Origin of the sequence: Pseudomonas syringae group sp. J254-4 (genome assembly GCF_032586855.1) — a bacterium.
GTDB lineage: Bacteria > Pseudomonadota > Gammaproteobacteria > Pseudomonadales > Pseudomonadaceae > Aquipseudomonas > Aquipseudomonas amygdali.
The window spans coordinates 1-25,443 of sequence record NZ_JAWHOO010000023.1 but is presented as its reverse complement, the minus strand read 5'-3'; the positions used below and the strand labels follow the sequence as shown (position 1 = coordinate 25,443).

The window sequence follows — 25,443 nt, the reverse complement described above, 5'->3', positions numbered from 1 at the left end:
CGAGGTTCCTCATGACAGTCACTTCCGAACGCTCTGCCGATGGCCAGACGCTGACCCTTTACATCGAGGGGCGCTTTGATTTTCAATCCCATCAGGCGTTTCGCGCAGCCTACGAGGATTACCCGCAGACGCTGAATTATGTGGTCGACCTGCGGGGCACGCACTACCTGGACAGTTCTGCGCTGGGGATGCTGTTGCTGTTACGCGACCATGCCGGTGGCGATAAAGCGGTGGTGCACCTTGTCAATTGCACGCCTGATGTACTGAAGATTCTGGCTATTTCCAATTTCTCGAAGTTGTTCGAACTGAGCATACCCAGTGCAGTCATCCCCGAAAAAACTGTGCATTCTGATCGCCGATGACAGTGCCAGTGACCGGTTGCTGCTTTCAACCATCGTTGCGCGGCAGGGGCACAGGGTTCTCAGTGCTGGCAATGGTGTCGAGGCTGTGGCCATCTTCAAGGCCGAAAGCCCGCATTTGATCCTGATGGACGCCATGATGCCGGTCATGGATGGCTTCGAAGCGGCGCGACGGATCAAGGCGATGAGTGGTGAGTCGCTGGTGCCGATCATCTTCCTCACCTCGCTGACTGAAGGCGAAGCGCTTGCACGCTGTCTGGACGCCGGTGGCGACGACTTCATGTCCAAGCCTTACAACCCGCTGGTGCTGGCCGCCAAACTCAACGCCATGAACCGCTTGCGGGTGTTGCACGAAACTGTCCGTCAACAACGTGACCAGATCAGCAAGCACCACGAGTACCTGCTCAACGAGCAGCGTGTCGCCAAGGCGGTGTTCGATCAGATTGCCCACGCCGGTTGCCTTGGGGCCGGCAATATTCGCTACTTGCAGTCTCCTTATGCCTTGTTCAACGGCGACCTGATGCTGGCTGCCTACACGCCGGCCGGGCACATGCAGGTCTTGCTTGGGGATTTCACCGGGCACGGCTTGCCGGCTGCCGTCGGGGCGATGCCGCTTGCCGAGGTGTTCTACGGCATGACCGCCAAGGGCTACGGCCTGGTTGAAATCCTTCGTGAAATGAACGCCAAGCTCAAGCGCATCCTCCCCGTCGACATGTTCTGTTGTGCAACGCTGCTTTGTATCAACCTGGCACAACGGCAGGTCGAGGTCTGGAGCGGGGGCTTGCCGGACGGCTACTTGTTGCGCGGCGCGCAGGGTGAGCATGTGCCGCTGGCTTCCAGTCACCTGCCATTGGGCGTGCTGAGTGTCGATGCTTTCGATGCACGCACCGAGGTCTATCCGTTGGCGCCGGGCGATCGCATATTCCTGCTGTCCGACGGGGTGCTCGACACCAGTAACAACAATGACGAACTGTTCGGTGCGCAGCGTTTGCGCCAGGTGCTTTCTGCCAACCGCGAGCCGCACTTGCTGATTGAGGAAATTCTCGTAGCGCTCAACGATTTTGGTGGCAAGGCACGTGACGATGTCAGTCTGCTGGAAATCAGCGCCGTCGATGAGCCATTGCAGAGTCTGCCTGCCCTGACCTATTCGGACAGCGGCGCCTCCAGCCCGCTGGACTGGTCGGCCAGCTTCGAGTTTCGCGCTTCGACCCTGAGGCGCTTCAACCCGCTGCCGTACGTCTTGCAGTTGCTGCTTGAAGTTCATGGCCTGCGCGATCAGGGCGCTGCACTGCATATGGTGCTCGGCGAGCTTTATAGCAATGCGCTGGAACATGGTGTGCTAGGGCTGGATTCGTCGCTCAAGCATGATGCGGCAGGTTTCGCCCTGTATTATCAGCAGCGCGCCGAGCGTCTTGGCATGCTTCAGACCGGGTTCGTCCGCGTGACTGTGCGGGTCGAGCCAGTTGCAGAGGGTGGTCGGCTGACCCTCAGCGTGGAGGACAGTGGTCAGGGATTTGATGTTGAAAAAGTCCGGATGCAGATACCTGCGAGCAATGAACTGTATGGTCGCGGGCTACGCCTGGTGTGTGAATTGAGTCGTGAGGCTCGGTGGTCTGCGGATGGCAGGACGGCGTGCGTGGAATTTTCCTGGGAGGGAGTGGCATAATCCCCCCTGGAGTCTTGATCAAGGAGTGAACAAGTGTCGATTCATCTGGATTACAGCGTGCTGAATGCCTTGCAGGAAGTCATGGAGGACGAATATCCGACCTTGCTGGATGTGTTCCTCAAGGATTCCGAGCAGCGTATCGCGCAACTGCGTCTTGCTGTTCAAACAGGCCATCCTGACTTTCAGGAATTGAGCCTCACCGCGCACAGTTTCAAGGGCAGCAGCGGCAATATGGGTGCCTTGCAACTTTCCGAGCTGTGTCGTCAGTTGGAAGAGCAATCCCGTCAGCAGTTGTTCACCGGTCTGCCAGAGCTGATCGGCAAAATCGACAGCGAATACATGACTATTCGCGGCTTGTTTAACGCAGAGCGGCAGTTGTTTGTCAGCTGATCGCTGATTTCCAGATCCCCGATCTTCCTTTATCCGGCAACCTTTCAAGCGGTCGTGAAAGGTTGGCCCGCATATTGCTAAATATTCTGGTAAGGCGATAACCAGCAGCTTATGCGGAGACCGAAATGCCCCTCGCTACCAATGCGCTTCTTCAGGCCACAAGCACTGCGACCTCAAGGTCCGGTACGGCCAATAATGCGGTCAAGTCTGCTGACAGCAGCAAGGACGGGGCCTCCAGCTTTTCCAATGTGTATGCCAAACAGGCCAAGGATGCTGTTCCTTCGCGTGATGATGCGCCAGTCAAATCGGCTCGCGACAAGGCAGCGCCTGACAAGGACAAGGTTGCCGCCGGCAAGGACAAGTCTTCCGGTGATCAGACCAATGCCGCTGACACGTCGAGTGTTGCCGATAGCGGCAATGATTTGCCAACCCGTTCGACTGCCGCTGAGGATGATGCTGCCAGTGCCGGTTCAAAGCAGGATGATGCACAGGCATCTGCAGACCCTGCATTGACTGAAGGGCTGGCGATTGTCGACCCGGTGCTTGACCCGGCGTTGCAGGCGATGGCTGCGCAAGCGCCTGCCTTGCCGGTCGCCAGGCCACAAAGCCCTGACGTCACGGCTGCGCCCGCAGCGACCGCGCTCACGGTCACTCAGGCTGCTCCGCCCGCAGCGACTGAAGAAGCATTCAATCCGGACGCCGATCCGCTTGATGGTCTGGATGCGGTGCAATTGGCGCTGGAGAATGCCAACGCCAAAACGCAGCTGGCTGCGCAGAATACCCATGCTGCCAACAAAGCGACGCCGACCAACGCAGAAGCTGATCCAAACCAGAATCTTGTCAATAACCTGTCGGCCCTGAGCGAGCAGCTTCCCTCGGAAGAGAGCAGCACGGAAAGCAGTGACAAGTCGTTCAGCGGCTTGATCGGCGAAGGACTGAAGGATGTCAAAAGCGCCGCGGGCGATACGCGCGTCGACAACTTTGCCGATCGCCTCGCTGCGCTGAGTCAGGCCGCGCAACCAGCCCGTGTTGCGGCAACACCTGCCGCCGCGCCGTTGATGAGTCAGCCGTTGGCCATGCATCAAAGCGGCTGGACCGAAGGCATTGTCGACCGCGTCATGTACCTGTCGAGCCAGAACCTCAAAACCGCCGACATCAAGCTGGAGCCCGCCGAACTCGGACGTCTGGACATCCGCATCAACATGGCACCGGAGCAGCAGACCCAGGTAACGTTCATGAGCGCCCACATGGGTGTGCGTGACGCACTGGAAAGTCAGATGTCGAGGTTGCGTGAGTCGTTCGTTCAGCAGGGGCTTGGCAACGTCGACGTCAACGTTTCCGACCAGTCGCAACAGCAGGCTCAGCAACAGGCTCAAGAGCAGGCCAGCCGCGCCCAGCGCAACGGTCGTGGCAATGGCGTGAGCTCAGGCGACACTTCGGATGAGATTGCAGGCGTCGATGCTGCTGTTCCGGTCAGCCAGCCGGCTGCACGCGTGATCGGCAGCAGCGAGATCGATTATTACGCATGATGCTCCTGCGTCACATGGCAGCCGCGACGCGAAGTCATGCCTTGCCTGCTAGTTGTTAACGCAGAAATGTTTTTCGAGCTCGATGGTACAGACGACACAAATTGCGACCTTAGTGACGGCTGAGTCCTGGCGCTGATCCGGGGGTAGCCTGGCAGGACGCCAGGCTAGCCGCACCGGACCATGGATGGTCCGTTGCGGCGCCCCCCGGATCAGTGCCAGGGCGAAGGAACCCGACGAAGTCGGGCCGGAAACAGGAGCGAGGGGCTTTGCTTACTTTGGCCCCATCAAAGTAAGTCGCCGAGGGGCGAAAAGGTAACCTGAGCCGGACACAAACATAACTGACATAGCAGAACCGCTGTGTGACGCAGAGCGTCACGAAAGGCATTACCACGCGGAGCGTGGGAACGAGAATCTGGGCCGAACGCCAATCCACCTGATCTCGCAGGACCGCTGTGTGACGCAGAGCGTCACGAAAGGCATTACCACGCGGAGCGTGGGAACGAGGATCTGGGCCGAACGCCAATCTACCTGACACCACAGAACCGCTGTGTGACGCAGAGCGTCACGAACGGCATTACCACGCGGAGCGTGGGAACGATAGTCAAAAGGGGGATTTGAGTCGTGCGCTCATATCACTGACGCAGCAGAACCGCTCCATGACCTAAACTCTCATAAGCCGCACGCCCAGCCACGTAACCGGTTGTGTCCAATACATCGTCATCTCGTACAACTCTGGCATAACACTTGCTCTGCCTCTGTCACGTATTGAAGAACCTCTTGAATAGTGACGGATTATTGGCATGGCGAAGAGCGAAGAAGTTAAAGACCCGGCAACCAAAGGCAAACTCAAGCTCATCATCCTCGCCGTTGTGGCGTTGCTGCTGGCGGTAGGTTTGTCGGTGGGCGCGACCTGGTTCCTCATGCACAAGAGCGAAAGCACACCAGACCCGGCTGCTGCCGCTGCCGCAGCCAACGTCAAGCCAGTGGCGGTGTTCGAACCCATGACCCCGGCCTTCGTGGTCAACTTCAACTCCAATGGTCGCCAGCGCTACATGCAGGTCAGTATCACCATGCTGTCGCGCAATGCCGCCGACATGGAAGCGCTGAAGGCGCACATGCCGCTGATCCGCAACAATCTGGTCATGCTGTTTGCAGCTATACCCTTTGAGTCACTGGCCTCGCCGATCGGCCAGGAAATGCTGCGTCAGAAAGCGACCGCGAGCATTCAGGAAGTGGCACAGAAAGAACTCGGCAAGACTGTGATCGAACAGCTGCTCTTCACTAACTTCGTATTGCAGTAGGACTCTCACATGGCCGTGCAAGACCTGCTCTCCCAGGATGAGATCGACGCGCTGCTGCATGGCGTCGACGACGGGATGGTCCAGACCGACACCGTCAGCGAGCCTGGCAGTGTCAAAAGCTACGACCTGACCAGTCAGGACCGGATTGTCCGCGGGCGCATGCCGACGCTGGAAATGATCAACGAGCGATTCGCCCGCTACACGCGTATCAGCATGTTCAACCTGCTGCGCCGCTCGGCGGACGTGGCGGTGGGTGGTGTTCAGGTCATGAAGTTCGGCGAGTACGTGCATTCGCTGTACGTGCCGACCAGCCTCAACCTGGCCAAGATCAAGCCGCTGCGGGGCACTGCGCTGTTCATCCTCGACGCCAAGCTGGTGTTCAAGCTGGTGGACAACTTTTTCGGTGGCGATGGCCGCCACGCCAAGATCGAAGGCCGTGAGTTCACGCCGACCGAACTTCGCGTCGTGCGCATGGTGCTGGATCAGGCTTTTATCGACCTCAAGGAAGCCTGGCAGGCGATCATGGAAGTGAACTTCGAGTACATCAACTCGGAAGTGAACCCGGCCATGGCCAACATCGTCGGGCCGAGCGAGGCCGTGGTCATTTCCACTTTCCATATCGAACTGGATGGCGGTGGCGGCGATCTGCACGTGACCATGCCGTACTCGATGATCGAACCGATCCGCGAAATGCTCGATGCCGGTTTTCAGTCGGATCTGGACGATCAGGACGAGCGCTGGGTCAACGCGCTCAAGGAAGACGTTCTGGACGTCAACGTGCCGCTCACCACGACCATCGCTCAGCGCCAGTTGCCATTGCGGGACATCCTGCACATGCGCCCTGGTGACGTTATTCCGGTGGAGCTGAGCGACTCGTTGGTCCTGCGTGCCAATGGCGTACCGTCATTCAAGGTCAAGCTTGGCTCGCATAAGGGCAAGATGGCCCTGCAAGTAATCGAACCCATAGCGCGACGCTGACCTGTCTGGTCAACGTCGGAAATTGTTGCGTAACTGAAATACTGCGTGCAGAGGACAACTGATGGCTGATGAAAACGATATGACGTCTGCTGAAGATCAGGCGTTGGCCGATGAGTGGGCTGCTGCATTGGGCGAAGCTGGCGACAGTCAGGCTGATATTGATGCGTTGCTGGCGGCGGATGCGGGGAATTCGGGTAGCCGGATGACCATGGAAGAGTTCGGCAGCGTGCCGAAAAGCACGGGTCCGGTTTCTCTGGACGGTCCTAACCTGGATGTGATTCTCGACATCCCGGTGTCGATCTCCATGGAAGTGGGCAGCACCGATATCAACATTCGTAACTTGTTGCAGCTTAACCAGGGCTCGGTGATCGAGCTGGATCGCCTGGCTGGCGAACCGCTGGATGTGCTGGTCAACGGCACGCTCATCGCGCATGGCGAGGTGGTGGTGGTCAACGAGAAGTTCGGCATCCGTCTGACCGACGTGATCAGCCCGAGCGAACGCATCAAGAAGCTGCGCTAAGTGAGGCGCTGGCTGAGTGTTCTGCTGACCCTGCCGTCGCTGGCCTGGGCTGCCGAGCCCGCTGCTCAGGCCGCACCTGCGCAAGTGGCCAACACGGTATCCGGCGGTATGGGCGGGCAGTTAGTACAACTGCTTTTCGGTCTGATACTGGTGGTCGGTCTGATTTTCGTGCTCGCATGGCTGATGCGCCGCGTGCAGCGCGTGGGGCCAAACAATGGTCAGGTCATCGAATTGGTGAGTTCGCGCGCGCTCGGTCCGCGTGATCGGCTGGTGCTGGTGCAGATCGGCGGCGAACAGGTGTTGCTGGGTATCACGCCAGGGCGGATCACGCCCCTGCATGTGCTCAAGGAACCGGTACAGGTGCCTGTGCGTGAGCAGGCGACCCCTGAATTCGCTCAGCGCCTTATGGAGCTGATGGGCAAGGATAAGGACAAGAAGTAATGGGCGCGTTGCGTTTCCTGATACTGCTGTTGCTGGTCATGGTGACGCCTGCTGTGCTGGCGGCCGATCCGCTGTCGATACCGGCGATCACGCTGTCCAATGGTGCCGACGGTCAGCAGGAGTATTCGGTCAGTCTGCAGATCCTGCTGATCATGACCGCGCTGAGCTTCATTCCGGCGTTTGTCATGCTGATGACCAGTTTCACCCGGATCATCATCGTCTTCTCGATTCTGCGTCAGGCCCTTGGTTTGCAGCAGACACCTTCGAACCAGATCCTGACGGGCATGGCTTTGTTTCTGACCATGTTCATTATGGCGCCGGTTTTCGACCGTGTGAATCAGGATGCGCTGCAGCCTTATTTGGCTGAAAAACTCACGGCGCAGGATGCGGTCGCCAAGGCGCAAGTGCCAATCAAGGATTTCATGCTGGCACAGACCCGTACCAGTGACCTTGAGTTGTTCATGCGCCTGTCCAAGCGTACCGATATCCCGACACCTGATGCCGCGCCGCTGACCATTCTGGTTCCGGCGTTCGTGATTTCGGAGCTCAAGACAGCGTTTCAGATCGGCTTCATGATCTTCATTCCGTTTCTGATCATCGATCTGGTAGTGGCCAGTGTGCTGATGGCGATGGGTATGATGATGCTGTCGCCGCTGATCATTTCGCTGCCGTTCAAGATCATGCTGTTCGTGCTGGTAGATGGCTGGGCGCTGATCGTCGGCACCCTGGCTGGCAGTTTTGGTGGCGTATGAGCCGTTTCGCTGAGGAGTCTGCCCGATGACGCCGGAAGTAGCTGTCGATCTGTTTCGTGAGGCGCTGTGGCTGACCACCGTGCTGGTCGCGATTCTTGTGGTGCCGAGCCTGTTGTGCGGTCTGCTGGTGGCGATGTTTCAGGCGGCCACGCAGATCAACGAACAGACCCTGAGCTTCCTGCCGCGCCTGTTGGTCATGCTCGTGACCCTGATTGTCATCGGCCCCTGGCTGCTGAAAATATTCATGGAATACATGCTGTCGTTGTACACCAGTATTCCGACGCTGATCGGCTAGCGCCGCATGCAGCCGATGCTTGCGCTGACCGATATCCAGATCAGTACCTGGGTAGCGAGCTTCATGTTGCCGATGTTTCGTATCGTCGCGCTGCTGATGACCATGCCGGTGATCGGTACCACACTGGTACCCCGGCGCGTGCGCCTTTACCTCGCATTTGCCATCACTGTGGTGGTCGCGCCAGCGCTGCCAGCCATGCCGCCGGTTCAGGCGCTTGACCTCAGTGGGCTGTTGCTGATCGGCGAGCAGATCATCATCGGTGCCGGCATGGGGCTGTCCCTGCAGATGTTTTTCCATATCTTCGTGATCGCCGGGCAGATCATCTCGACGCAGATGGGGATGGGCTTTGCCTCGATGGTCGACCCTACCAACGGCGTATCTTCGGCTGTTATCGGCCAGTTTTTTACCATGCTGGTCACGCTGCTGTTCCTGTCCATGAACGGCCATCTTGTGGTGTTGGAGGTGCTTGTCGAAAGCTTCACCACGATGCCGGTGGGTGGTGGTCTGCTGGTCAATAATTTCTGGGAGCTGGCGAACGGGCTAGGCTGGGCGTTGAGTTCAGGGCTCAGGCTGGTGTTACCTGCTATCACTGCATTGCTGATCATCAACATTGCTTTTGGCGTCATGACCCGTGCAGCGCCGCAACTCAACATCTTCTCTATCGGTTTCCCGCTGACCCTTGTGCTGGGCATGGTCATTCTGTGGATGAGCATGGGCGATATTCTCAATCAGTATCAGCCGATTGCCAGTCAGGCACTGCAATCGTTGCGCGACATGGTGAGGGCTCGTTGAGATGGCAGAAAACGAGAATGGCCAGGACAAGACAGAAGACCCCACGGAAAAAAAGGTCAAGGACTCCAGAGCGGATGGGCAGATTGCGCGCTCCAAGGAGCTGACCACGCTGGTGGTCATGCTGATGGGGGCGGGCGGGTTGCTGATGTTCGGCTCAGGCATCGCGCAGATGATGTCCGAACTGATGCGTGACAATTTTACGATCAGCCGCGAAACCCTCATGGATCAGTCATACATGGGCAAGGCGTTGCTCAGCTCCGGCCTGCACGCACTGGTCGTGATGCTGCCGTTTCTGATCGCCATGCTGGTGGCGGCGCTTGTGGGGCCGATCATGCTTGGCGGCTGGTTGTTCGCAACCAAATCGCTGATGCCCAAATTCAGCCGGATGAACCCGGCGGCGGGGCTCAAACGCATGTTTTCACCACACGCGCTGGTCGAGCTGCTCAAATCCTTCGGCAAGTTTCTGATCATTCTGGCGGTTGCGCTGGTGGTCTTGAGCAAGGAGCGCAATGATCTGGTGGCTATCGCTCATGAGCCATTGGAGCAGGCGATGATCCACAGCCTGCTGGTGGTCGGCTGGAGCAGCTTCTGGATGGCTTGCGGCCTGATATTCATTGCTGCTGCCGACGTGCCCTTTGTGCTGTATGAAGCGCACAAGAAGCTGTTGATGACCAAGCAGGAAGTGCGCGACGAGCACAAGAACAGCGAGGGCAGCCCCGAGGTTAAACAGCGTATTCGCCAGTTGCAGCGCGAAATGTCCCAGCGGCGGATGATGGCGTCGATTCCGGAAGCGGATGTCATCATTACCAACCCGACGCACTTTGCCGTAGCCTTGAAATACGATCCCGAGCAGGGCGGGGCGCCGATGTTGCTGGCCAAGGGCACTGATCTGGTAGCGCTGAAGATTCGCGAAATCGGCGCGCATAACCAGATACTGATTCTGGAATCTGCGGCGTTGGCCCGTTCCATCTACTACAGCACCGAGCTGGACCAGGAAATTCCTGCCGGGCTCTACCTGGCTGTGGCCCAGGTGCTGGCCTACGTCTACCAGATCCGCCAGTTCCGTGCCGGTCAAGGCAAGCGCCCGGATCCACTGGGCGACATCAAGATCCCGCCCGACCTGCAGCGCGATGCGTAGCCCTTTGCTTCGTCGCCAGCAGACCACCCTCGCGCCCGCGCTCCGCATGGGTATGCGGTTCCTGAAGCTCTGCGTCCGCTCTTGGGCGTCTGGTGTGGCGCAGATTTGTGACGCAGAGCGTCACCCACGGCATTCCCACGCTGGAGCGTGAGGAACGATCATCTCAACTATCGTGCGACGCTCCGCATTGCATGCCGTTCCGGGCGCTCTGAGCGTGAGGAACGACCATCTCACTATCGTGCGACGCTCCGCGTCGCATGCCGTTCTGGACGCTCTGCGTCCACTCTTGAAGATTTTCTGACTGCGCAAGGTATGCCGGTTTCACGTTAATTCTGCCTCTAAAGCCTTACCAGCACTGGCTTTGTAAAAGTTGGACAGCTTTTTGCAACAGGGTCGATACAGGTCGCCATCGGCGTCAATGTTTTGATCTAGTGCGCAGGTAAACAATCAGTGGATCGTTCTCAGATATTCAGTAGCGCACGCAGCAATATCACGGGCCTGGGCCTGGGCCGTGGTCAGCTGGGCGTTCCGCTGTTGTTGCTGGTCATGATGGCAATGATGATGTTGCCTATGCCGCCGTTCCTGCTGGACGTGTTCTTCACGTTCAACATTGCACTGTCCATCGTCGTGTTGCTGGTGTGTGTTTATGCTCTGCGGCCGCTGGACTTCTCAGTGTTTCCAACCATTCTGCTGGTCGCCACGCTGTTGCGCCTAGCACTGAACGTCGCCTCCACGCGAGTGGTCATGCTTCACGGTCAGGACGGTCACGCCGCTGCGGGCAAGGTGATTCAGGCCTTCGGTGAGGTGGTGATCGGTGGTAACTATGTCGTCGGTATCGTGGTGTTCGCGATTCTGATGATCATCAACTTCGTGGTAATCACCAAAGGTGCCGGCCGTATTTCCGAGGTCAGCGCGCGTTTCACCCTCGACGCGATGCCAGGCAAACAGATGGCAATCGACGCCGACCTCAACGCCGGTCTCATCGATCAGCCGGAAGCCAAGCGCCGCCGTGCCGAAGTCGCTCAGGAAGCCGAGTTCTACGGTTCCATGGACGGTGCCAGCAAATTCGTGCGCGGCGATGCGATTGCCGGTTTGCTGATTCTGTTCATCAACCTGATCGGCGGCATGCTGGTCGGTATTCTGCAACACAATATGACGTTCGCCGATGCAGGCCGCGTTTACACCCTGTTGACCATCGGTGACGGTTTGGTGGCGCAATTGCCATCACTGCTGCTGTCCACTGCCGCAGCGATCATGGTGACCCGCGCTTCCGGTTCGGAAGAGATGGGCAAGCTGATCAATCGCCAGATGTTCGCCTCGCCCAAGGCACTGGCAGTGTCCGCTGCGATCATGATCGTGATGGGGCTGGTGCCGGGCATGCCGCACTTCTCCTTCATCAGCCTTGGCCTGGTGGCTGCGGGTGGCGCGTATCTGCTCTGGAAGAAAGAGAACCAGGTGAAAGTCGAGGCGCTGGCCGAAGTGCAGCGCCAACAGGACCTGCTGCCTTCGCCGACCCGTGTTCAGGACGCCAAGGAGCTGGGTTGGGATGACGTTACCCCTATCGACATCATTGGCCTGGAAGTGGGTTATCGCCTGATTCCGCTGGTGGACCGCAATCAGGGTGGTCAACTGCTGGCGCGTATCAAGGGCGTGCGCAAGAAGCTTTCGCAGGAGCTGGGCTTCCTGATGCCGACCGTGCACATCCGTGACAACCTTGATCTGGCACCCAGCGCCTACCGTCTGACGCTGATGGGCGTGATCCTGGCCGAGGCCGAGATTTATCCGGATCGCGAGCTGGCGATCAACCCCGGTCAAGTGTTCGGCACCCTGAACGGCATCACCGCCAGAGACCCGGCGTTTGGTCTGGAGGCCGTGTGGATCGAAATCAGCCAGCGCAGCCAGGCGCAGTCGCTGGGTTATACCGTGGTGGACGCCAGTACTGTGGTGGCAACCCACTTGAACCAGATTCTCTACAAGCACTCTCATGAGCTGATTGGTCACGAAGAAGTCCAGCAGTTGATGCAATTGCTGGCCAAAAGCTCGCCCAAACTGGCTGAAGAGCTGGTCCCTGGTGTGCTGTCCCTGTCCTCGCTGCTCAACGTGCTGCAAGCGCTTCTGGCTGAGCATGTACCTGTGCGTGATATTCGTAGCATTGCAGAAGCTATCGCCAACAACGCCGGCAAGAGTCAAGATACCGCCGCTTTGGTGGCTGCGGTGCGAGTGGGTCTGAGCCGCGCAATCGTCCAAAGCATTGTAGGTGTTGAGCCGGAGCTGCCTGTTATCACTCTGGAACCAAGGTTGGAACAGATATTGCTCAATAGTTTGCAGAAGGCTGGTCAGGGTCAGGAAGAAGGCGTTCTTCTTGAGCCAAGCATGGCTGAGAAGCTCCAGCGTTCGTTGATTGAGGCCGCCCAGCGTCAGGAGATGCAAGGGTTGCCGGTAATTCTTCTGGTAGCAGGGCCTGTCCGGGCGATGCTGTCACGATTTGGACGATTGGCTGTACCGAACATGCATGTTCTGGCGTATCAGGAAATTCCGGACAACAAGCAAGTAACCATCGTAGCGACTGTCGGGCCGAACGGCTGAGGTAGTGAGTCATGCAAGTTAAGCGATTTTTCGCCGCCGATATGCGTCAAGCCATGAAACTGGTTCGCGATGAGCTGGGCGCCGAGGCGGCCATCATCGGTAACCGGCGCATTGCCGGTGGCGTAGAGCTGACTGCCGCTCTGGATTACAAGCTGTCCGCCCTGGCACCGCGTGTGCCGAACATGGAGCTCGAAGACGAGCTGCGCAAGACCCAATCGCGCATCGTCTCCGCTCAGGCCGAATTGAACAACCGCAGCGACAGCGACGCGTCGATCAATCTTCAGCTGTTTTCCGGCAAACCGGTCAGCGCTGCCGATACGCACATCGAGCCGACGCTCGAAGAGCCGCCACGCCCATTCGCTTATACGCCGCCTGCGCCCGCAGAGCCTGCTGTTGGTCAGCGCGCCTATGATTCGATGCGCTCCGAATTGAACGGCCTGCGCGAGCTGCTGGAAGTCCAGCTTGGCTCCCTGGCCTGGAACCAGCTGCAGGGCAGTCGTCCGCAGCAGGCCAATCTGTGGCGCCGTCTGCAACGTGTCGGTTTGTCCGGCCCGCTGTCGCGCGATCTGCTGTCGATGATCCCGGAGATTGACGAGCCTCGTCAGGCCTGGCGCATGCTGCTGGCCCATTTGGCGCGCATGATTGCCGTGCCGGACATCGAGCCGCTCGAAGAGGGTGGTGTCATCGCCATGGTCGGGCCTGCCGGTATGGGCAAGACCACCACGCTGGCCAAACTGGCGGCACGTTACGTGTTGAAGTACGGTCCGCAGAATATCGCACTGGTGAGCATGGACAGTTTCCGCATCGGCGCACAGGAGCAGCTCAAGACCCTTGGGCGCATCCTCAACGTGCCGGTCACCCATGTCGATCCTGGCCAGTCGCTGGTTCAGGCGCTGGAGCCGCTGCTGCGCAAGCGCGTGGTGCTGATCGACACCGCCGGGCTGCAAGCCAGCGATCCTGCGCTGCGCATGCAGCTGGAAAGCCTGGCAGGGCGTGGCATCAAGTCGCGTAACTATCTGGTACTGGCGACCACCAGCCAGAAGCAGGTGCTGACCGCTGCCTATCACAGTTACAAACGTTGTGGCCTGGCCGGATGCATTCTGACCAAGCTTGATGAAACAGCCAGCCTCGGCGAAGTCCTGAGCCTGGCGATCAGTCATGAATTACCTGTGGCCTACCTCACGGACGGACCCCGTATTCCTGACGACCTGCACACCCCGCGTCGTCATCAACTGGTGAGCCGTGCGGTGAGTGTGCAGATGCAGGATGAGCCGAGCGAGGAAGCAATGGCTGATATGTTTGCTGACCTCTATCACACCCCTGGCAAGAGAGTGGGTTAAGTGATGGATATTATTGGAATGTCCCTGCGTCAACGGTCTGCCATGCGGTGTTCATTTGCGAACGTGCAGCCCTCGATGTGGTTTCGGTCTACGCAAGACAAGGTAAAGAAATAACATGGGCAGCATGCATCCCGTACAGGTTATCGCGGTGACCGGTGGCAAAGGTGGCGTCGGTAAGACTAACGTGTCAGTGAATCTTTCACTGGCCCTTGCCGAGCTTGGCCGTCGCGTCATGCTGCTGGACGCCGATCTGGGTCTGGCCAATGTCGACGTTCTGCTTGGGCTGACGCCTAAACGTACGCTTGCCGATGTGATAGAGGGCCGTTGCGAGTTGCGCGACGTTCTGTTGCAGGGGCCGGGCGGGGTGCGTATCGTGCCTGCCGCCTCTGGCACCCAGAGCATGGTGCATCTGTCCCCGGCCCAGCATGCGGGTCTGATCCAGGCGTTCAGCGAGATTGGCGACAACCTTGATGTGCTGGTGATCGACACGGCTGCCGGTATCGGCGAATCGGTGGTCAGCTTCGTGCGCGCCGCTCAGGAAGTGTTGCTGGTGGTGTGCGACGAGCCCACGTCGATTACCGATGCTTACGCCCTGATCAAACTGCTCAACCGCGACTACGGCATGAACCGCTTCCGGGTGCTGGCCAACATGGCGCAGAGCCCGCAGGAAGGGCGCAATCTGTTCGCCAAACTCACCAAAGTGACTGACCGTTTTCTTGATGTTGCGCTGCAGTATGTAGGTGCCGTGCCGTACGACGAGTGCGTGCGCAAGGCCGTACAGAAACAGCGCGCCGTTTACGAAGCATTCCCGCGATCCAAATGTGCGCTGGCGTTCAAGGCCATTGCCCAGAAGGTTGATACCTGGCCGTTGCCAGCCAATCCGCGGGGTCATCTCGAGTTCTTCGTTGAGCGACTCGTTCACCAGACCAGTGCAGGGCCTGTGCAATGACTGCGAGCGGCTACCAGATGTACAGCAAGGCTTCCCGTAATTCGCAATACGAGTTGATCGAGCGTTATGCGCCATTGGTCAAGCGTATCGCTTATCATCTGTTGGCGCGCTTGCCGGCCAGCGTGCAGGTCGAGGATCTGATCCAGGCCGGCATGATCGGTCTGCTTGAAGTCTCCACCAAATATGATTCAACCAAAGGTGCGAGTTTCGAGACCTACGCCGGCATTCGCATTCGTGGTGCGATGCTGGATGAAGTGCGCAAGGGCGACTGGGCACCACGCTCGGTGCACCGCAATACCCGCATGGTCAGTGACGCAATTCGTGCAATTGAAGCTAAAACCGGCCGTGACGCTAAAGATCACGAGGTTGCGGCCGAACTCCAGTTGAGTCTTGATGATTATTACGGGATTTTGAATGACACCTTGGGCAGCCGCCTCTTCAGTTTCGACGACCTGCTTCAGGACGGCGATCACGAAGGGCTGCATGAGGATGGCGCAAGCGGTTCGCTTGAGCCGTCGCGCGACCTGGAAGACGAGCGCTTCCAGGCAGCGTTGGCCGATGCAATTGCCAATTTGCCAGAGCGTGAGCGTCTGGTGTTGGCGCTGTACTACGACGAAGAGCTGAACCTCAAGGAAATCGGAGAGGTTCTTGGGGTCAGCGAATCGCGGGTCAGTCAGTTACACAGCCAGTGCGCAGCTCGTTTGCGGGGGCGTTTGGGGGAGTGGCGAGCGCGTTGACGGCAGTGCGCGACGTTTGTCGTGCGTTGTCTGCATGCCGGCTGTGCAAAGCGTTACGTGGTAGCAGGATGGACGAGGCAAGGGCCTGTCGGGCAATGTCTCGATGGGCTTTAGTCGCAGTCTTGACTGTCGTTGTGCCAAGCCCGTCGTCGTTTCGTATAGCTGGGGGTGTGCTGTGCCAGTATTGAGTGAACAGCGTGTTCAGGTGCTGAACGCGTTAAAGACTGCTTGGAGGTCGAATTGGACAAGAACATGAAAATCCTCATCGTTGATGACTTCTCAACGATGCGGCGGATCATCAAGAACCTTTTGCGTGATCTGGGGTTTACCAACACATCTGAAGCGGATGACGGTCTGACCGCATTGCCGATGCTGCAGAGCGGTGCCTTTGACTTTCTGGTGACGGACTGGAACATGCCTGGCATGACCGGTATCGACTTGTTGCGTCAGGTCCGTGCGGACGAGCGTCTCAAGAGCCTTCCTGTACTGATGGTTACTGCCGAAGCGAAGCGTGAGCAGATCATTGAAGCTGCCCAGGCCGGGGTGAACGGTTATGTAGTCAAGCCATTCACGGCTCAAGCGCTTAAAGAGAAGATCGAAAAGATCTTTGAACGCGTCAATAGCTGATGCATGCCGCGAGGGCGCTATGGATAACAATGATTCGATGGCCGACTTTGAGTCGACCTTAAAGAGACACGCGCAGGAACTCGTCACCAGCCTTGAAAAGGGCCGCTTCGGTGACGCTGTGCAGCTGATCCATGAACTCAACCAGACACGCGACCGCGGCCTTTATCAGGAAGTGGGCAAGCTGACTCGTGAGCTGCACAGTGCAATCGTCAACTTTCATATTGATCCGCACATGCCTCAAGCCGAGGAAGTGTCGCAGATCACCGACGCAACCGAACGCCTGTCGTATGTGGTGAGGCTGACCGAGAATGCGGCCAACCGTACTATGGACCTGGTCGAGGAAAGCACACCGCTCATGAGCGGTCTGAGCTCCGATGCCAAGGCATTGAGTGGCGACTGGGGTCGTTTCATGCGCCGCGAAATCGGTGCTGAAGAATTTCGTGAGCTGGCCAAGCGGGTAGATGGTTTTCTGACGCGTACCGAGCAGGAGGCCGATAGGGTTTCCGGGCATCTCAACGATATTCTGCTTGCCCAGGATTACCAGGACCTTACGGGGCAGGTTATCAAGCGCGTGACGCAATTGGTTACGGAAGTCGAGAGCAATCTGCTCAAACTGGTGCTCATGGCCAGCCATGTCGATCGCTTCGCAGGCATCGAACATGACGAAGAATCCATCCTTGCTGAAAAAGATCCTAAAAAACATCTCGCCAAGGGTGAAGGTCCGCAGATTCATGCCGATAAACGTGAAGACGTCGTATCCGGACAGGATGATGTAGACGATCTGCTATCGAGCCTCGGCTTCTAAGATCTGTTGACGGTTAATTTTAGGGAGCACCCCATGAGCTTCGGCGCCGATGAAGAAATCCTTCAGGATTTTCTGGTAGAGGCCGGCGAAATTCTGGAGCAGTTGTCAGAGCAATTGGTCGAGCTGGAAAGCCGACCGGATGATGCTGATCTGCTCAATGCAATTTTTCGCGGTTTTCACACTGTAAAAGGGGGCGCCGGCTTCCTCCAGCTCCATGAGCTGGTGGAGTGCTGCCACATCGCCGAAAACGTGTTCGACATCCTTCGCAAGGGTGAACGTCGCGTTGATTCCGAACTGATGGATGTGGTCCTGGAAGCTCTGGACACCGTCAACAGCATGTTCGGTCAGGTACGTGAACGGACTGACGTAACTGCGGCGACGCCAGAACTGCTGGCTGCGCTGTCGCGATTGGCCGAGCCACAATCTGCCGACGAAGTCGCAGCGCCCGAGCCTGAGCCCGAGCCGGTGGTTGAAGCCGCCGCTCCGGCTGCGGTTGCCGAGCAAGCGGCCGGCGATGACATCACCGATGATGAATTCGAGCAGCTGCTCGATTCGCTGCACGGCGCCAGTCCGGTGTCTGCGGCACCATCAGCGGCACCGGCTTCGGCACCTGCGGTCGCGCCAGCTGGCGATGAAATTACCGATCAGGAATTTGAATCCCTGCTTGATCAGTTGCATGGCAAGGGCAAGTTTGCGGCCGATGCTGTAGCCGCTCCAGCCCCTGCGCCTGCGGCACAGAGCAGTGGTGCAGCGCCTGCCGGCGATGAAATCACCGACGACGAATTCGAAGCCTTGCTTGATCAACTGCATGGCAAAGGCTCGTTTGACGGCGCCATAGCCGCTCAGGCGGCTGCTGCACCTGCGGCCGTTGCTGCCAAGGCACCTTCTGCTGCAGCGGCATCGGACGAAATTACCGATCACGAATTCGAAAATCTGCTCGACGAACTGCATGGCAAAGGCAAGTTCGAGCCTGATGCGGTCGTTGCCAAGGCACCTGCTCCGGCAGCCCCCGTAGCTGCTGCTCCGCCACCGGCTGCCAAGCCCGCTGCGGCGCCTGCACCTGCTGCGAAGGCTGAGCCCGCCAAGCCTGCTCCAGCGCCTGCACGTGCTCCAGCGCCCACCGGTGAAAAGCCGGTTGCGACTGAAGCCGAAACCACGGTTCGTGTGGATACCGCCCGACTGGACGAGATCATGAACATGGTCGGCGAACTGGTGCTGGTACGTAACCGCCTGGTGCGTCTGGGTCTCAATAGCGGCGATGAAGCCATGTCCAAGGCGGTTTCCAACCTGGATGTGGTCACCGCCGACCTGCAGACTGCGGTGATGAAAACCCGCATGCAGCCAATCAAGAAAGTCTTTGGCCGCTTCCCGCGTCTGGTTCGTGACCTGGCTCGCCAGCTCAAGAAAGAGATCAACCTGGAGCTGGTCGGTGAAGAGACCGACCTCGACAAGAACCTTGTAGAGGCGCTTGCCGACCCGCTGGTCCACTTGGTGCGCAACGCGGTCGACCACGGTATCGAAACGCCGGAAGAGCGCGAAGCCACGGGCAAGTCTCGTGGTGGTCGGGTGATCCTTTCGGCAGAGCAGGAGGGCGACCATATCCTGCTGTCGATTTCCGATGACGGCAAGGGCATGGACCCTAACGTGCTGCGCTCCATTGCGGTCAAGCGCGGTGTCATGGACAAGGACGCAGCCGATCGGTTGAGTGACACCGATTGCTACAACCTTATCTTCGCACCGGGCTTCTCGACCAAGACCGAGATTTCCGATGTATCGGGTCGCGGTGTGGGCATGGACGTGGTTAAAACCAAGATCTCCCAGCTCAACGGCTCGATCAACATCTACTCGACCAAGGGCCAGGGTTCGAAGATCGTCATCAAGGTCCCGCTGACCCTGGCGATCATGCCGACCCTGATGGTGATGCTGGGCAACCAGGCTTTTGCCTTCCCGTTGGTCAACGTCAACGAAATCTTCCACCTGAACCTGTCCACTACCAACGTGGTTGACGGTCAGGAAGTGGTGATCGTACGTGACAAGGCCTTGCCGCTGTTCTACCTCAAGCGCTGGCTGGTCAGTTCGGCGGCTCATGAAGAGCAGCGAGAAGGGCACGTCGTGATCCTGACGGTCGGCACCCAGCGCATCGGCTTCGTTGTCGATCAACTGGTTGGCCAGGAAGAGGTGGTTATCAAACCGCTGGGCAAGATGCTGCAAGGTACGCCAGGCATGTCGGGCGCCACCATCACCGGTGACGGTCGCATCGCCTTGATTCTCGATGTACCCAGCATGCTCAAGCGTTACGCCGCACGGCGTATCTGAACCCGGGGGTGCGGGCAGCCTGGCTGCCTGCAACACCTATTGGAGTGTTTATGGCAGTCAAGGTCCTGGTGGTGGATGATTCCGGTTTTTTCCGCCGCCGTGTTACGGAAATTCTTTCTTCGGACCCCAACATTGTAGTGGTCGGCACCGCCACCAACGGCAAGGAAGCGATTGAGCAGGCGCTGGCGCTCAAACCAGATGTCATCACCATGGACTACGAAATGCCGATGATGGATGGCATTACGGCAGTTCGCCATATCATGCAGCGTATCCCCACCCCGGTATTGATGTTCTCGTCGCTGACGCACGAAGGTGCGCGCGTGACGCTGGATGCTCTGGACGCCGGTGCGGTGGATTTCCTGCCCAAGAATTTCGAAGATATCTCGCGCAACCCGCAGAAGGTCAAACAACTGCTGTGCGAGAAAATCAACAGTATTTCACGCAGCAACCGCCGCTCAAGCGGTTTTGGTGCGGCGAGCGCTGCATCGGCTGCTCCGGCAGCGCCGACGCTGTCCAGCCGCGCACCTGCGCCCGCCGCCGCGCCAGCCCGTGCTGCGCCGACGCGCACAGCAGCGCCTGCCACGGCACCTGCGGCTCATGCTCACCATGCACCGGCGCACCCGACCACCTCAGGCACGCCCAAGCGCAAGGCTTACAAACTGGTGGCCATCGGCACCTCCACCGGCGGCCCGGTTGCGCTGCAACGGGTACTTACCCAGTTGCCAGCCAGCTTTCCGGCACCGCTGGTGCTGATTCAACACATGCCTGCGGCCTTCACCAAGGCCTTTGCCGAGCGTCTCGACAAGCTGTGCAAGATCAGCGTCAAGGAAGCGGAGGACGGCGACGTTCTGCGGCCTGGTCTGGCGTTGCTGGCACCGGGCGGCAAGCAGATGATGGTGGATGCGCGCGGTACGGTGAAGATTCTGCCGGGTGACGAGCGTCTGAATTACAAGCCCTGTGTGGACATCACCTTTGGCTCTGCCGCCAAGTCCTACGGCGACAAGGTGCTTTCGGTGGTATTGACCGGCATGGGTGCCGATGGCCGTGAAGGCGCGCGCCTGCTCAAGCAGGCGGGCAGTACCGTATGGGCGCAGGACGAAGCGAGCTGCGTCATTTACGGCATGCCGATGGCAATCGTCAAGGCTGAGCTTGCAGATGCGATCTACAGTCTGGATGACATGGGTCGGCACCTGGTAGAGGCCTGTCTCTGATGGATGTACTGAGTCTTATCGGTCTGATCCTGGCGTTTGTCGCGATCATTGGCGGCAACTTTCTTGAAGGCGGACACCTCGGTGCATTGCTCAATGGCCCGGCAGCCCTGATCGTACTGGGCGGCACACTGGGTGCTTCGCTGTTGCAGTCACCGATGAGCGCGTTCATGCGCGCCATGAAAATCATCCGCTGGATCATTTTCCCGCCTCGCATCGATTTGCCCGGCGGTGTCGACCGGGTGATCGGCTGGAGCATGACCGCCCGCAAGGAAGGCTTGCTCGGTCTGGAAACGGTCGCCGATTCCGAACCCGACAGTTATGCCCGCAAAGGCTTGCAGCTGTTGGTCGATGGTGCCGAACCTGCAGCGATCCGGAGCATTCTTGAAGTGGATTTCATCACCCAGGAAACCCGCGATATTCAGGCTGCCAAGGTATTCGAAAGCATGGGCGGCTATGCGCCGACCGTGGGCATCATCGGCGCGGTAATGGGCCTGATTCACGTCATGGGCAACCTGGCTGACCCCAGTCAACTGGGCAGCGGCATTGCGGTGGCTTTTGTCGCCACCATCTACGGTGTGGCGACGGCCAACCTGATCCTGTTGCCAGTGGCCAACAAGCTCAAGGCCATTGCCCACCGGCAGTCGCGTTATCGCGAAATGTTGCTCGAAGGTCTGTTGTCCATCGCCGAGGGTGAAAACCCGCGCTCCATCGAACTCAAGCTGCAAGGCTTCATGGAGTAACAGTGCATGGCTCGCCGACGTCAGGCCGAAGAACACGAAAATCATGAACGCTGGCTGGTGTCGTATGCCGACTTCATTACCCTGTTGTTCGCCTTTTTCGTGGTGATGTACTCGATTTCCTCGGTCAACGAAGGCAAATACAAGATTCTGTCCCAGGCATTGGTTGGCGTGTTCAACGATACCGAGCGGACCATGAAGCCGATCCCTATCGGTGAGCAGCGCCCGGTTTCGGTCAAGCCTGCCGAGCCGTTGGTAAAGGACAGCGAACAGACCGATGCCGGCATTGGCCAGGCTTCTGATGATCCGCTGCAGACCATCGCTCAGGATGTGCGCGATGCGTTTGGCGACCTGATCAAGTCCGACCAGATGACGGTGCGCGGCAACGAGTTATGGATCGAGATCGAACTCAATTCCAGTCTGTTGTTCGTCAGCGGCGACGCCATTCCCAGTGACAAGGCCTTCACGATCATTGAAAAGGTCTCTGGAATCGTCAAACGCTTTGATAACCCTATACACGTTGAAGGCTTCACTGACGACCAGCCGATCAGCACTGCACAGTTTCCGACCAACTGGGAACTGTCTTCGGCACGATCTGCCAGCATTGTGCGCATGCTGGCGATGGACGGAGTCAATCCGGCGCGACTGGCCTCTGTGGGCTATGGTGAGTTTCAACCGATTGCGCCCAACACCACCGCCGCCGGACGCGCCAAGAACCGCCGCGTAGTGCTGGTCATCTCGCGAAATCTGGATGTACGCCGCAGCCTGACCAGTTCAGGGTCGGCCAATGTGCAGCCGGATGCTGCACTGAGGCGTGCTGGCACACAAACTGCACCGGTGCCAGCAAAGCCGCCGGTACGCGCGAACGCCGTCAATTCTCCGTCACCTGCCCCCTAACATCGTATCGGTATGGTCGTTGCTGTACGCAAGGAAAAACATCAATGAGAGTCTGGGCAGTAGCCAACCAGAAAGGTGGAGTCGGAAAGACCACCACGACCATCGCCCTGGCCGGCTTGCTGGCCGATGCGGGCAAGCGTGTGGTCGTGGTCGATCTGGACCCCCACGGCTCCATGACCAGCTATTTCGGGCATAACCCGGACGAACTGGAACACAGTGCCTTCGATCTGTTTCTCCACAAGGGGGCGGTGCCGGAGGGTCTTCCGGGCCAATTGCTGTTGCCGACCAGTGACCAGCGTATCTCGCTGATACCCTCCAGCACGGCGCTGGCCACACTGGAGCGTCAATCCCCTGGCCAGAGCGGTCTGGGCCTGGTGATTGCTAAAAGTCTGGCGCAGTTGTGGCAGGATTTTGACTATGCGCTGATCGACAGTCCGCCGTTGCTGGGCGTTCTTATGGTCAATGCACTGGCGGCCAGTCAGCAGTTGGCGATACCGGTACAGACAGAATTTCTGGCCGTGAAAGGCCTGGAGCGTATGGTCAATACCCTGACCATGATCAACCGTTCGCGCAAGGTGCCATTGCCTTACACCATCGTGCCGACTTTGTTCGACCGTCGTACCCAAGCGTCTATGGGCACCTTGAAATTGTTGCGCGACAGTTTTCCCGAGCACGTCTGGCAAGCCTACGTGCCGGTTGACACGCGGCTGCGCGATGCCAGCCGTCTGGGGCTTACGCCGTCGCAGAATGACAGCAAGAGTCGCGGTGTGATTGCTTATCGGGCATTGCTCAAGCATATGCTCGCCGAGCAGCTCAATGCTCAGGTGGCCTGACGTGAACGTCCATTCTTTCTACACAGTTTGCTCAAGTGATGCCTCAATGCGGCCGATAACTCTATCAGGTTGCACATGCTCCATTTTTTGTTGGGCCCCGGTATGAACCGCCCTGTAGAAGTAGCAACACGACCCAAACTGGCGTTGCAGTCCTATCTGGACGCATTGCTGTACGACGCGACTGAAGTGCTTGAAGAGCCTGTCAGCAGCATCGATGAATTTCAGGCGGCTGTGCTCGAAGAGCAGGCCTTTGATGCGCGGATGCAAGCGCAGATCAAACCGTTGGCGGTTGCGGTGGCCGCGCCGGCTCCGGTGGCTGTAGCAGTAAAGGTCGCAGCGCCTGCGCCCGTGATTGAAGTCGCTCCGGTGATTGTTGCCGAAGTGGTGAAGGTTGAAGAAGCAGTGTCGACCGTTGAGCTGGTCGAACCGGTCGCCGAGTTGAGCACACTGGTGACCCAGCGCACGCCGACGCCGCCGCCGACCAGCGATGGTCGCCCGGCATGGGCCGCCGAGCCATTCGAATGCCTGTTGTTCGACGTGGCCGGGTTGACGCTGGCAGTGCCGCTGGTATGCCTGGGGTCGATTTACCCGCTGGCAGGGCAGGAGCTGACGCCACTGTTTGGTCAGCCTGACTGGTTTCTCGGGATCCTGCCTTGCCAGGCGGGCAACCTGAAAGTGTTGGATACCGCGCGCTGGATCATGCCTGATCGCTACCGCGACGATTTTCGCCAAGGATTGCAGTACGTGATTTCGGTGCAGGGATACGAGTGGGGACTGGCGGTGCATCAAGTCAGCCGTTCGTTGCGTCTTGATCCGAACGAGATCAAATGGCGCACGCAGCGAGGTCAGCGTCCATGGCTGGCGGGCACGGTTATCGAGCACATGTGCGCGTTGCTGGATGTTGCAGAGTTGGCCGAGCTGATAGCCAGTGGCGCGGTCAAGCAGTTGAACAAGTCGAAATAATCATGGGTCGATGCCAGTGGTATCACCTGCAAAGAACACACGTGAGGGGTTGGGGTTATGAATAAGTCGTCTGCACAAGGTTCCGAAGATCCTATCCTGCAATGGGTTACGTTCCGCCTGGACAACGAGTCCTACGGCATCAACGTGATGCAGGTGCAGGAAGTGCTGCGCTACACTGAAATCGCCCCGGTCCCGGGTGCGCCAAGCTACGTACTGGGCATCATCAACCTGCGCGGTAACGTTGTCACTGTGATCGATACCCGTCAGCGCTTTGGCCTGGCTCCGGTTGAAGTCAGCGACAATACGCGTATCGTGATCATCGAAGCCGACAAGCAAGTGGTCGGGATTCTGGTCGACAGCGTGGCTGAAGTGGTTTACTTGCGTCAGTCTGAAGTCGAAACCGCGCCAAACGTGGGTAACGATGAGTCGGCCAAATTCATTCAGGGCGTTTGCAACAAGAACGGCGAACTGTTGATTCTGGTTGAACTGGACAAAATGATGTCCGAAGAAGAGTGGTCCGAACTGGAGAACATCTGATTGATCTTTGAGGTAGCTGTCGTCTTCCTGGGCATTCTCTGGGTAGTCACCCTGTTTATGTTCCTGGCCCATACCAGGCGTCAGCGCAAGCTCGACGCCGAGCGTGATGAGGCGGCTGCCTTGCGTGATCAGCGGATCAAGGAGTTGGCCAGGCGCCTGGACAACTACCAGAACGGCACGGTGCGCATGGGCGAAGCGTTACACGAGCTGCGTGCCATTGTTGCGCCGTTGCCGGACAAGCTCACTGCACTGGAACAGCGCGATCCCTCCACGCTGTCCTTTGCCCAGGCTGCACGCCTGGTCGGCATGGGTGCCAGCATCGATGAGCTGACCCAGTCCTGCGGCCTGACCCAGGCTGAAGCGCAACTGATGACCAAACTGCACAGCAATACTGCGAGCTAGTTTCTCTTCGGTACACGCCTGCGCTGCCCATTCAAGGTCGGACGCAGAGCGTCCAGAACTGCAACGATAATCTCAACTATCGTGCGACGCTCTGCGTCGCATTCCGTTCTGGACGCTCTGCGTCCGATTTTGAGTATGATTCTCGTGCCAATCACTCTGCATTGGCATGCTCTTCTTAACGCTTGGCGTTGCAAATTTCCGGTGCGGCAGAACATCATGCCTTACTTGTTGATGCTGCCATACAATGCTTTTTTATCGCGATGGTACTGACGACGCAGAGTGCGACGTTAGTGACGGCTGAGTCCTGGCGCTGATCCGGGGGTAGCCTGGCAGGACGCCAGG

Annotated in this window: 26 protein-coding genes; all 26 read left to right on the top strand. The window is 58.5% G+C overall.

What is annotated here, in order from left to right; all coding sequences use genetic code 11:
• Positions 1–11: 11 nt before the first annotated feature.
• Complete coding sequence (locus RYB09_RS22220; protein WP_002554287.1) at positions 12–362, top strand: STAS domain-containing protein; 351 nt, start codon at positions 12–14, stop codon at positions 360–362.
• On the top strand, positions 319–2,025 hold the full coding sequence (locus tag RYB09_RS22215) for a fused response regulator/phosphatase (RefSeq protein WP_058408764.1): 1,707 nt from the start codon (positions 319–321) through the stop codon (positions 2,023–2,025). The genes RYB09_RS22220 and RYB09_RS22215 overlap by 44 nt, the downstream gene beginning before the upstream one ends.
• Positions 2,026–2,058: 33 nt before the next feature.
• Positions 2,059–2,415 (top strand): Hpt domain-containing protein, encoded by a 357-nt coding sequence (locus tag RYB09_RS22210; RefSeq protein WP_058401335.1) that lies wholly within the window; start codon positions 2,059–2,061, stop codon positions 2,413–2,415.
• A gap of 125 nt (positions 2,416–2,540) precedes the next feature.
• Entirely contained in the window at positions 2,541–3,944 is a 1,404-nt protein-coding gene (locus tag RYB09_RS22205) for a flagellar hook-length control protein FliK (protein WP_122258540.1), read from the top strand.
• 800 nt (positions 3,945–4,744) lie between these two features.
• A complete protein-coding gene (fliL, locus tag RYB09_RS22200; protein ID WP_058402554.1) occupies positions 4,745–5,245 on the top strand; it encodes a flagellar basal body-associated protein FliL in 501 nt (166 codons plus the stop codon).
• 9 nt (positions 5,246–5,254) lie between these two features.
• Positions 5,255–6,223, top strand: a complete 969-nt coding sequence (gene fliM / locus RYB09_RS22195) for a flagellar motor switch protein FliM (protein ID WP_058402555.1) — start codon at positions 5,255–5,257, stop codon at positions 6,221–6,223.
• A 61-nt stretch (positions 6,224–6,284) separates the two neighbouring features.
• Positions 6,285–6,743 carry a flagellar motor switch protein FliN gene (fliN, locus tag RYB09_RS22190; protein ID WP_002554280.1) on the top strand — a complete coding sequence of 153 codons (459 nt, stop codon included), beginning with the start codon at positions 6,285–6,287 and terminating at the stop codon, positions 6,741–6,743.
• The gene (gene fliO, locus RYB09_RS22185) at positions 6,744–7,184 is read left to right on the top strand and encodes a flagellar biosynthetic protein FliO (RefSeq protein ID WP_058402556.1); all 441 of its coding nucleotides are present in this window, start codon (positions 6,744–6,746) and stop codon (positions 7,182–7,184) included.
• Entirely contained in the window at positions 7,184–7,936 is a 753-nt protein-coding gene (gene fliP / locus RYB09_RS22180) for a flagellar type III secretion system pore protein FliP (protein WP_058402557.1), read from the top strand. Before fliO ends, fliP begins: the two co-directional genes overlap by 1 nt.
• A gap of 25 nt (positions 7,937–7,961) precedes the next feature.
• Positions 7,962–8,231 (top strand): flagellar biosynthetic protein FliQ, encoded by a 270-nt coding sequence (locus tag RYB09_RS22175; RefSeq protein ID WP_002554277.1) that lies wholly within the window; start codon positions 7,962–7,964, stop codon positions 8,229–8,231.
• A gap of 6 nt (positions 8,232–8,237) precedes the next feature.
• Positions 8,238–9,023: a flagellar biosynthetic protein FliR gene (gene fliR / locus RYB09_RS22170; protein ID WP_002554276.1), complete on the top strand. Its 786-nt coding sequence runs from the start codon at positions 8,238–8,240 to the stop codon at positions 9,021–9,023.
• A gap of 1 nt (position 9,024) precedes the next feature.
• Positions 9,025–10,161, top strand: a complete 1,137-nt coding sequence (gene flhB, locus RYB09_RS22165) for a flagellar biosynthesis protein FlhB (RefSeq protein WP_057403000.1) — start codon at positions 9,025–9,027, stop codon at positions 10,159–10,161.
• Between the two features lie 450 nt (positions 10,162–10,611).
• Entirely contained in the window at positions 10,612–12,747 is a 2,136-nt protein-coding gene (gene flhA, locus RYB09_RS22160; protein WP_316890238.1) for a flagellar biosynthesis protein FlhA, read from the top strand.
• Positions 12,748–12,758: 11 nt separating this feature from the next.
• The gene (flhF, locus tag RYB09_RS22155; protein ID WP_058409194.1) at positions 12,759–14,087 is read left to right on the top strand and encodes a flagellar biosynthesis protein FlhF; all 1,329 of its coding nucleotides are present in this window, start codon (positions 12,759–12,761) and stop codon (positions 14,085–14,087) included.
• A gap of 115 nt (positions 14,088–14,202) precedes the next feature.
• A complete protein-coding gene (gene fleN / locus RYB09_RS22150) occupies positions 14,203–15,036 on the top strand; it encodes a flagellar synthesis regulator FleN (RefSeq protein ID WP_003412391.1) in 834 nt (277 codons plus the stop codon).
• Positions 15,033–15,773 carry an RNA polymerase sigma factor FliA gene (gene fliA, locus RYB09_RS22145; protein ID WP_002554271.1) on the top strand — a complete coding sequence of 247 codons (741 nt, stop codon included), beginning with the start codon at positions 15,033–15,035 and terminating at the stop codon, positions 15,771–15,773. The genes fleN and fliA overlap by 4 nt, the downstream gene beginning before the upstream one ends.
• A 252-nt stretch (positions 15,774–16,025) precedes the next feature.
• Complete coding sequence (locus RYB09_RS22140; RefSeq protein ID WP_011169086.1) at positions 16,026–16,400, top strand: chemotaxis response regulator CheY; 375 nt, start codon at positions 16,026–16,028, stop codon at positions 16,398–16,400.
• Positions 16,401–16,419: 19 nt separating this feature from the next.
• Positions 16,420–17,205 (top strand): protein phosphatase CheZ, encoded by a 786-nt coding sequence (locus tag RYB09_RS22135; RefSeq protein ID WP_122258539.1) that lies wholly within the window; start codon positions 16,420–16,422, stop codon positions 17,203–17,205.
• Between the two features lie 33 nt (positions 17,206–17,238).
• Positions 17,239–19,521 carry a chemotaxis protein CheA gene (locus RYB09_RS22130; protein WP_122258538.1) on the top strand — a complete coding sequence of 761 codons (2,283 nt, stop codon included), beginning with the start codon at positions 17,239–17,241 and terminating at the stop codon, positions 19,519–19,521.
• 50 nt (positions 19,522–19,571) lie between these two features.
• Positions 19,572–20,732, top strand: coding sequence for a chemotaxis response regulator protein-glutamate methylesterase (locus RYB09_RS22125; protein WP_058402389.1), 1,161 nt, complete (start codon positions 19,572–19,574; stop codon positions 20,730–20,732).
• A complete protein-coding gene (locus RYB09_RS22120; RefSeq protein WP_054987607.1) occupies positions 20,732–21,472 on the top strand; it encodes a flagellar motor protein in 741 nt (246 codons plus the stop codon). The genes RYB09_RS22125 and RYB09_RS22120 overlap by 1 nt, the downstream gene beginning before the upstream one ends.
• A 6-nt stretch (positions 21,473–21,478) precedes the next feature.
• Positions 21,479–22,366, top strand: coding sequence for a flagellar motor protein MotD (gene motD / locus RYB09_RS22115; protein ID WP_004664478.1), 888 nt, complete (start codon positions 21,479–21,481; stop codon positions 22,364–22,366).
• Between the two features lie 44 nt (positions 22,367–22,410).
• Positions 22,411–23,199, top strand: a complete 789-nt coding sequence (locus tag RYB09_RS22110) for a ParA family protein (protein ID WP_057403002.1) — start codon at positions 22,411–22,413, stop codon at positions 23,197–23,199.
• Between the two features lie 75 nt (positions 23,200–23,274).
• On the top strand, positions 23,275–24,162 hold the full coding sequence (locus tag RYB09_RS22105; RefSeq protein WP_058402390.1) for a CheW domain-containing protein: 888 nt from the start codon (positions 23,275–23,277) through the stop codon (positions 24,160–24,162).
• A 57-nt stretch (positions 24,163–24,219) separates the two neighbouring features.
• The gene (locus RYB09_RS22100; protein ID WP_003370201.1) at positions 24,220–24,699 is read left to right on the top strand and encodes a chemotaxis protein CheW; all 480 of its coding nucleotides are present in this window, start codon (positions 24,220–24,222) and stop codon (positions 24,697–24,699) included.
• The gene (locus RYB09_RS22095; protein ID WP_004644274.1) at positions 24,700–25,101 is read left to right on the top strand and encodes a DUF2802 domain-containing protein; all 402 of its coding nucleotides are present in this window, start codon (positions 24,700–24,702) and stop codon (positions 25,099–25,101) included.
• Positions 25,102–25,443 lie beyond the last annotated feature (342 nt).

Bases quoted from the DNA above. Each gene is read 5' to 3' on its own strand.
- RYB09_RS22220 (WP_002554287.1), top strand. From the start codon at position 12: ATGACAGTCACTTCCGAACGCTCTGCCGATGGCCAGACGCTGACCCTT.
- flhF (WP_058409194.1), top strand. From the start codon at position 12,759: ATGCAAGTTAAGCGATTTTTCGCCGCCGATATGCGTCAAGCCATGAAA.
- fliL (WP_058402554.1), top strand. From the start codon at position 4,745: ATGGCGAAGAGCGAAGAAGTTAAAGACCCGGCAACCAAAGGCAAACTC.
- fliM (WP_058402555.1), top strand. From the start codon at position 5,255: ATGGCCGTGCAAGACCTGCTCTCCCAGGATGAGATCGACGCGCTGCTG.
- RYB09_RS22140 (WP_011169086.1), top strand. From the start codon at position 16,026: ATGAAAATCCTCATCGTTGATGACTTCTCAACGATGCGGCGGATCATC.
- RYB09_RS22120 (WP_054987607.1), top strand. From the start codon at position 20,732: ATGGATGTACTGAGTCTTATCGGTCTGATCCTGGCGTTTGTCGCGATC.
- RYB09_RS22125 (WP_058402389.1), top strand. From the start codon at position 19,572: ATGGCAGTCAAGGTCCTGGTGGTGGATGATTCCGGTTTTTTCCGCCGC.
- fliN (WP_002554280.1), top strand. From the start codon at position 6,285: ATGGCTGATGAAAACGATATGACGTCTGCTGAAGATCAGGCGTTGGCC.
- RYB09_RS22175 (WP_002554277.1), top strand. From the start codon at position 7,962: ATGACGCCGGAAGTAGCTGTCGATCTGTTTCGTGAGGCGCTGTGGCTG.
- fliA (WP_002554271.1), top strand. From the start codon at position 15,033: ATGACTGCGAGCGGCTACCAGATGTACAGCAAGGCTTCCCGTAATTCG.
- fliR (WP_002554276.1), top strand. From the start codon at position 8,238: ATGCAGCCGATGCTTGCGCTGACCGATATCCAGATCAGTACCTGGGTA.
- RYB09_RS22130 (WP_122258538.1), top strand. From the start codon at position 17,239: ATGAGCTTCGGCGCCGATGAAGAAATCCTTCAGGATTTTCTGGTAGAG.
- RYB09_RS22205 (WP_122258540.1), top strand. From the start codon at position 2,541: ATGCCCCTCGCTACCAATGCGCTTCTTCAGGCCACAAGCACTGCGACC.
- fliP (WP_058402557.1), top strand. From the start codon at position 7,184: ATGGGCGCGTTGCGTTTCCTGATACTGCTGTTGCTGGTCATGGTGACG.
- RYB09_RS22135 (WP_122258539.1), top strand. From the start codon at position 16,420: ATGGATAACAATGATTCGATGGCCGACTTTGAGTCGACCTTAAAGAGA.
- fleN (WP_003412391.1), top strand. From the start codon at position 14,203: ATGGGCAGCATGCATCCCGTACAGGTTATCGCGGTGACCGGTGGCAAA.
- RYB09_RS22110 (WP_057403002.1), top strand. From the start codon at position 22,411: ATGAGAGTCTGGGCAGTAGCCAACCAGAAAGGTGGAGTCGGAAAGACC.
- motD (WP_004664478.1), top strand. From the start codon at position 21,479: ATGGCTCGCCGACGTCAGGCCGAAGAACACGAAAATCATGAACGCTGG.
- flhB (WP_057403000.1), top strand. From the start codon at position 9,025: ATGGCAGAAAACGAGAATGGCCAGGACAAGACAGAAGACCCCACGGAA.
- RYB09_RS22100 (WP_003370201.1), top strand. From the start codon at position 24,220: ATGAATAAGTCGTCTGCACAAGGTTCCGAAGATCCTATCCTGCAATGG.
- RYB09_RS22105 (WP_058402390.1), top strand. From the start codon at position 23,275: ATGCTCCATTTTTTGTTGGGCCCCGGTATGAACCGCCCTGTAGAAGTA.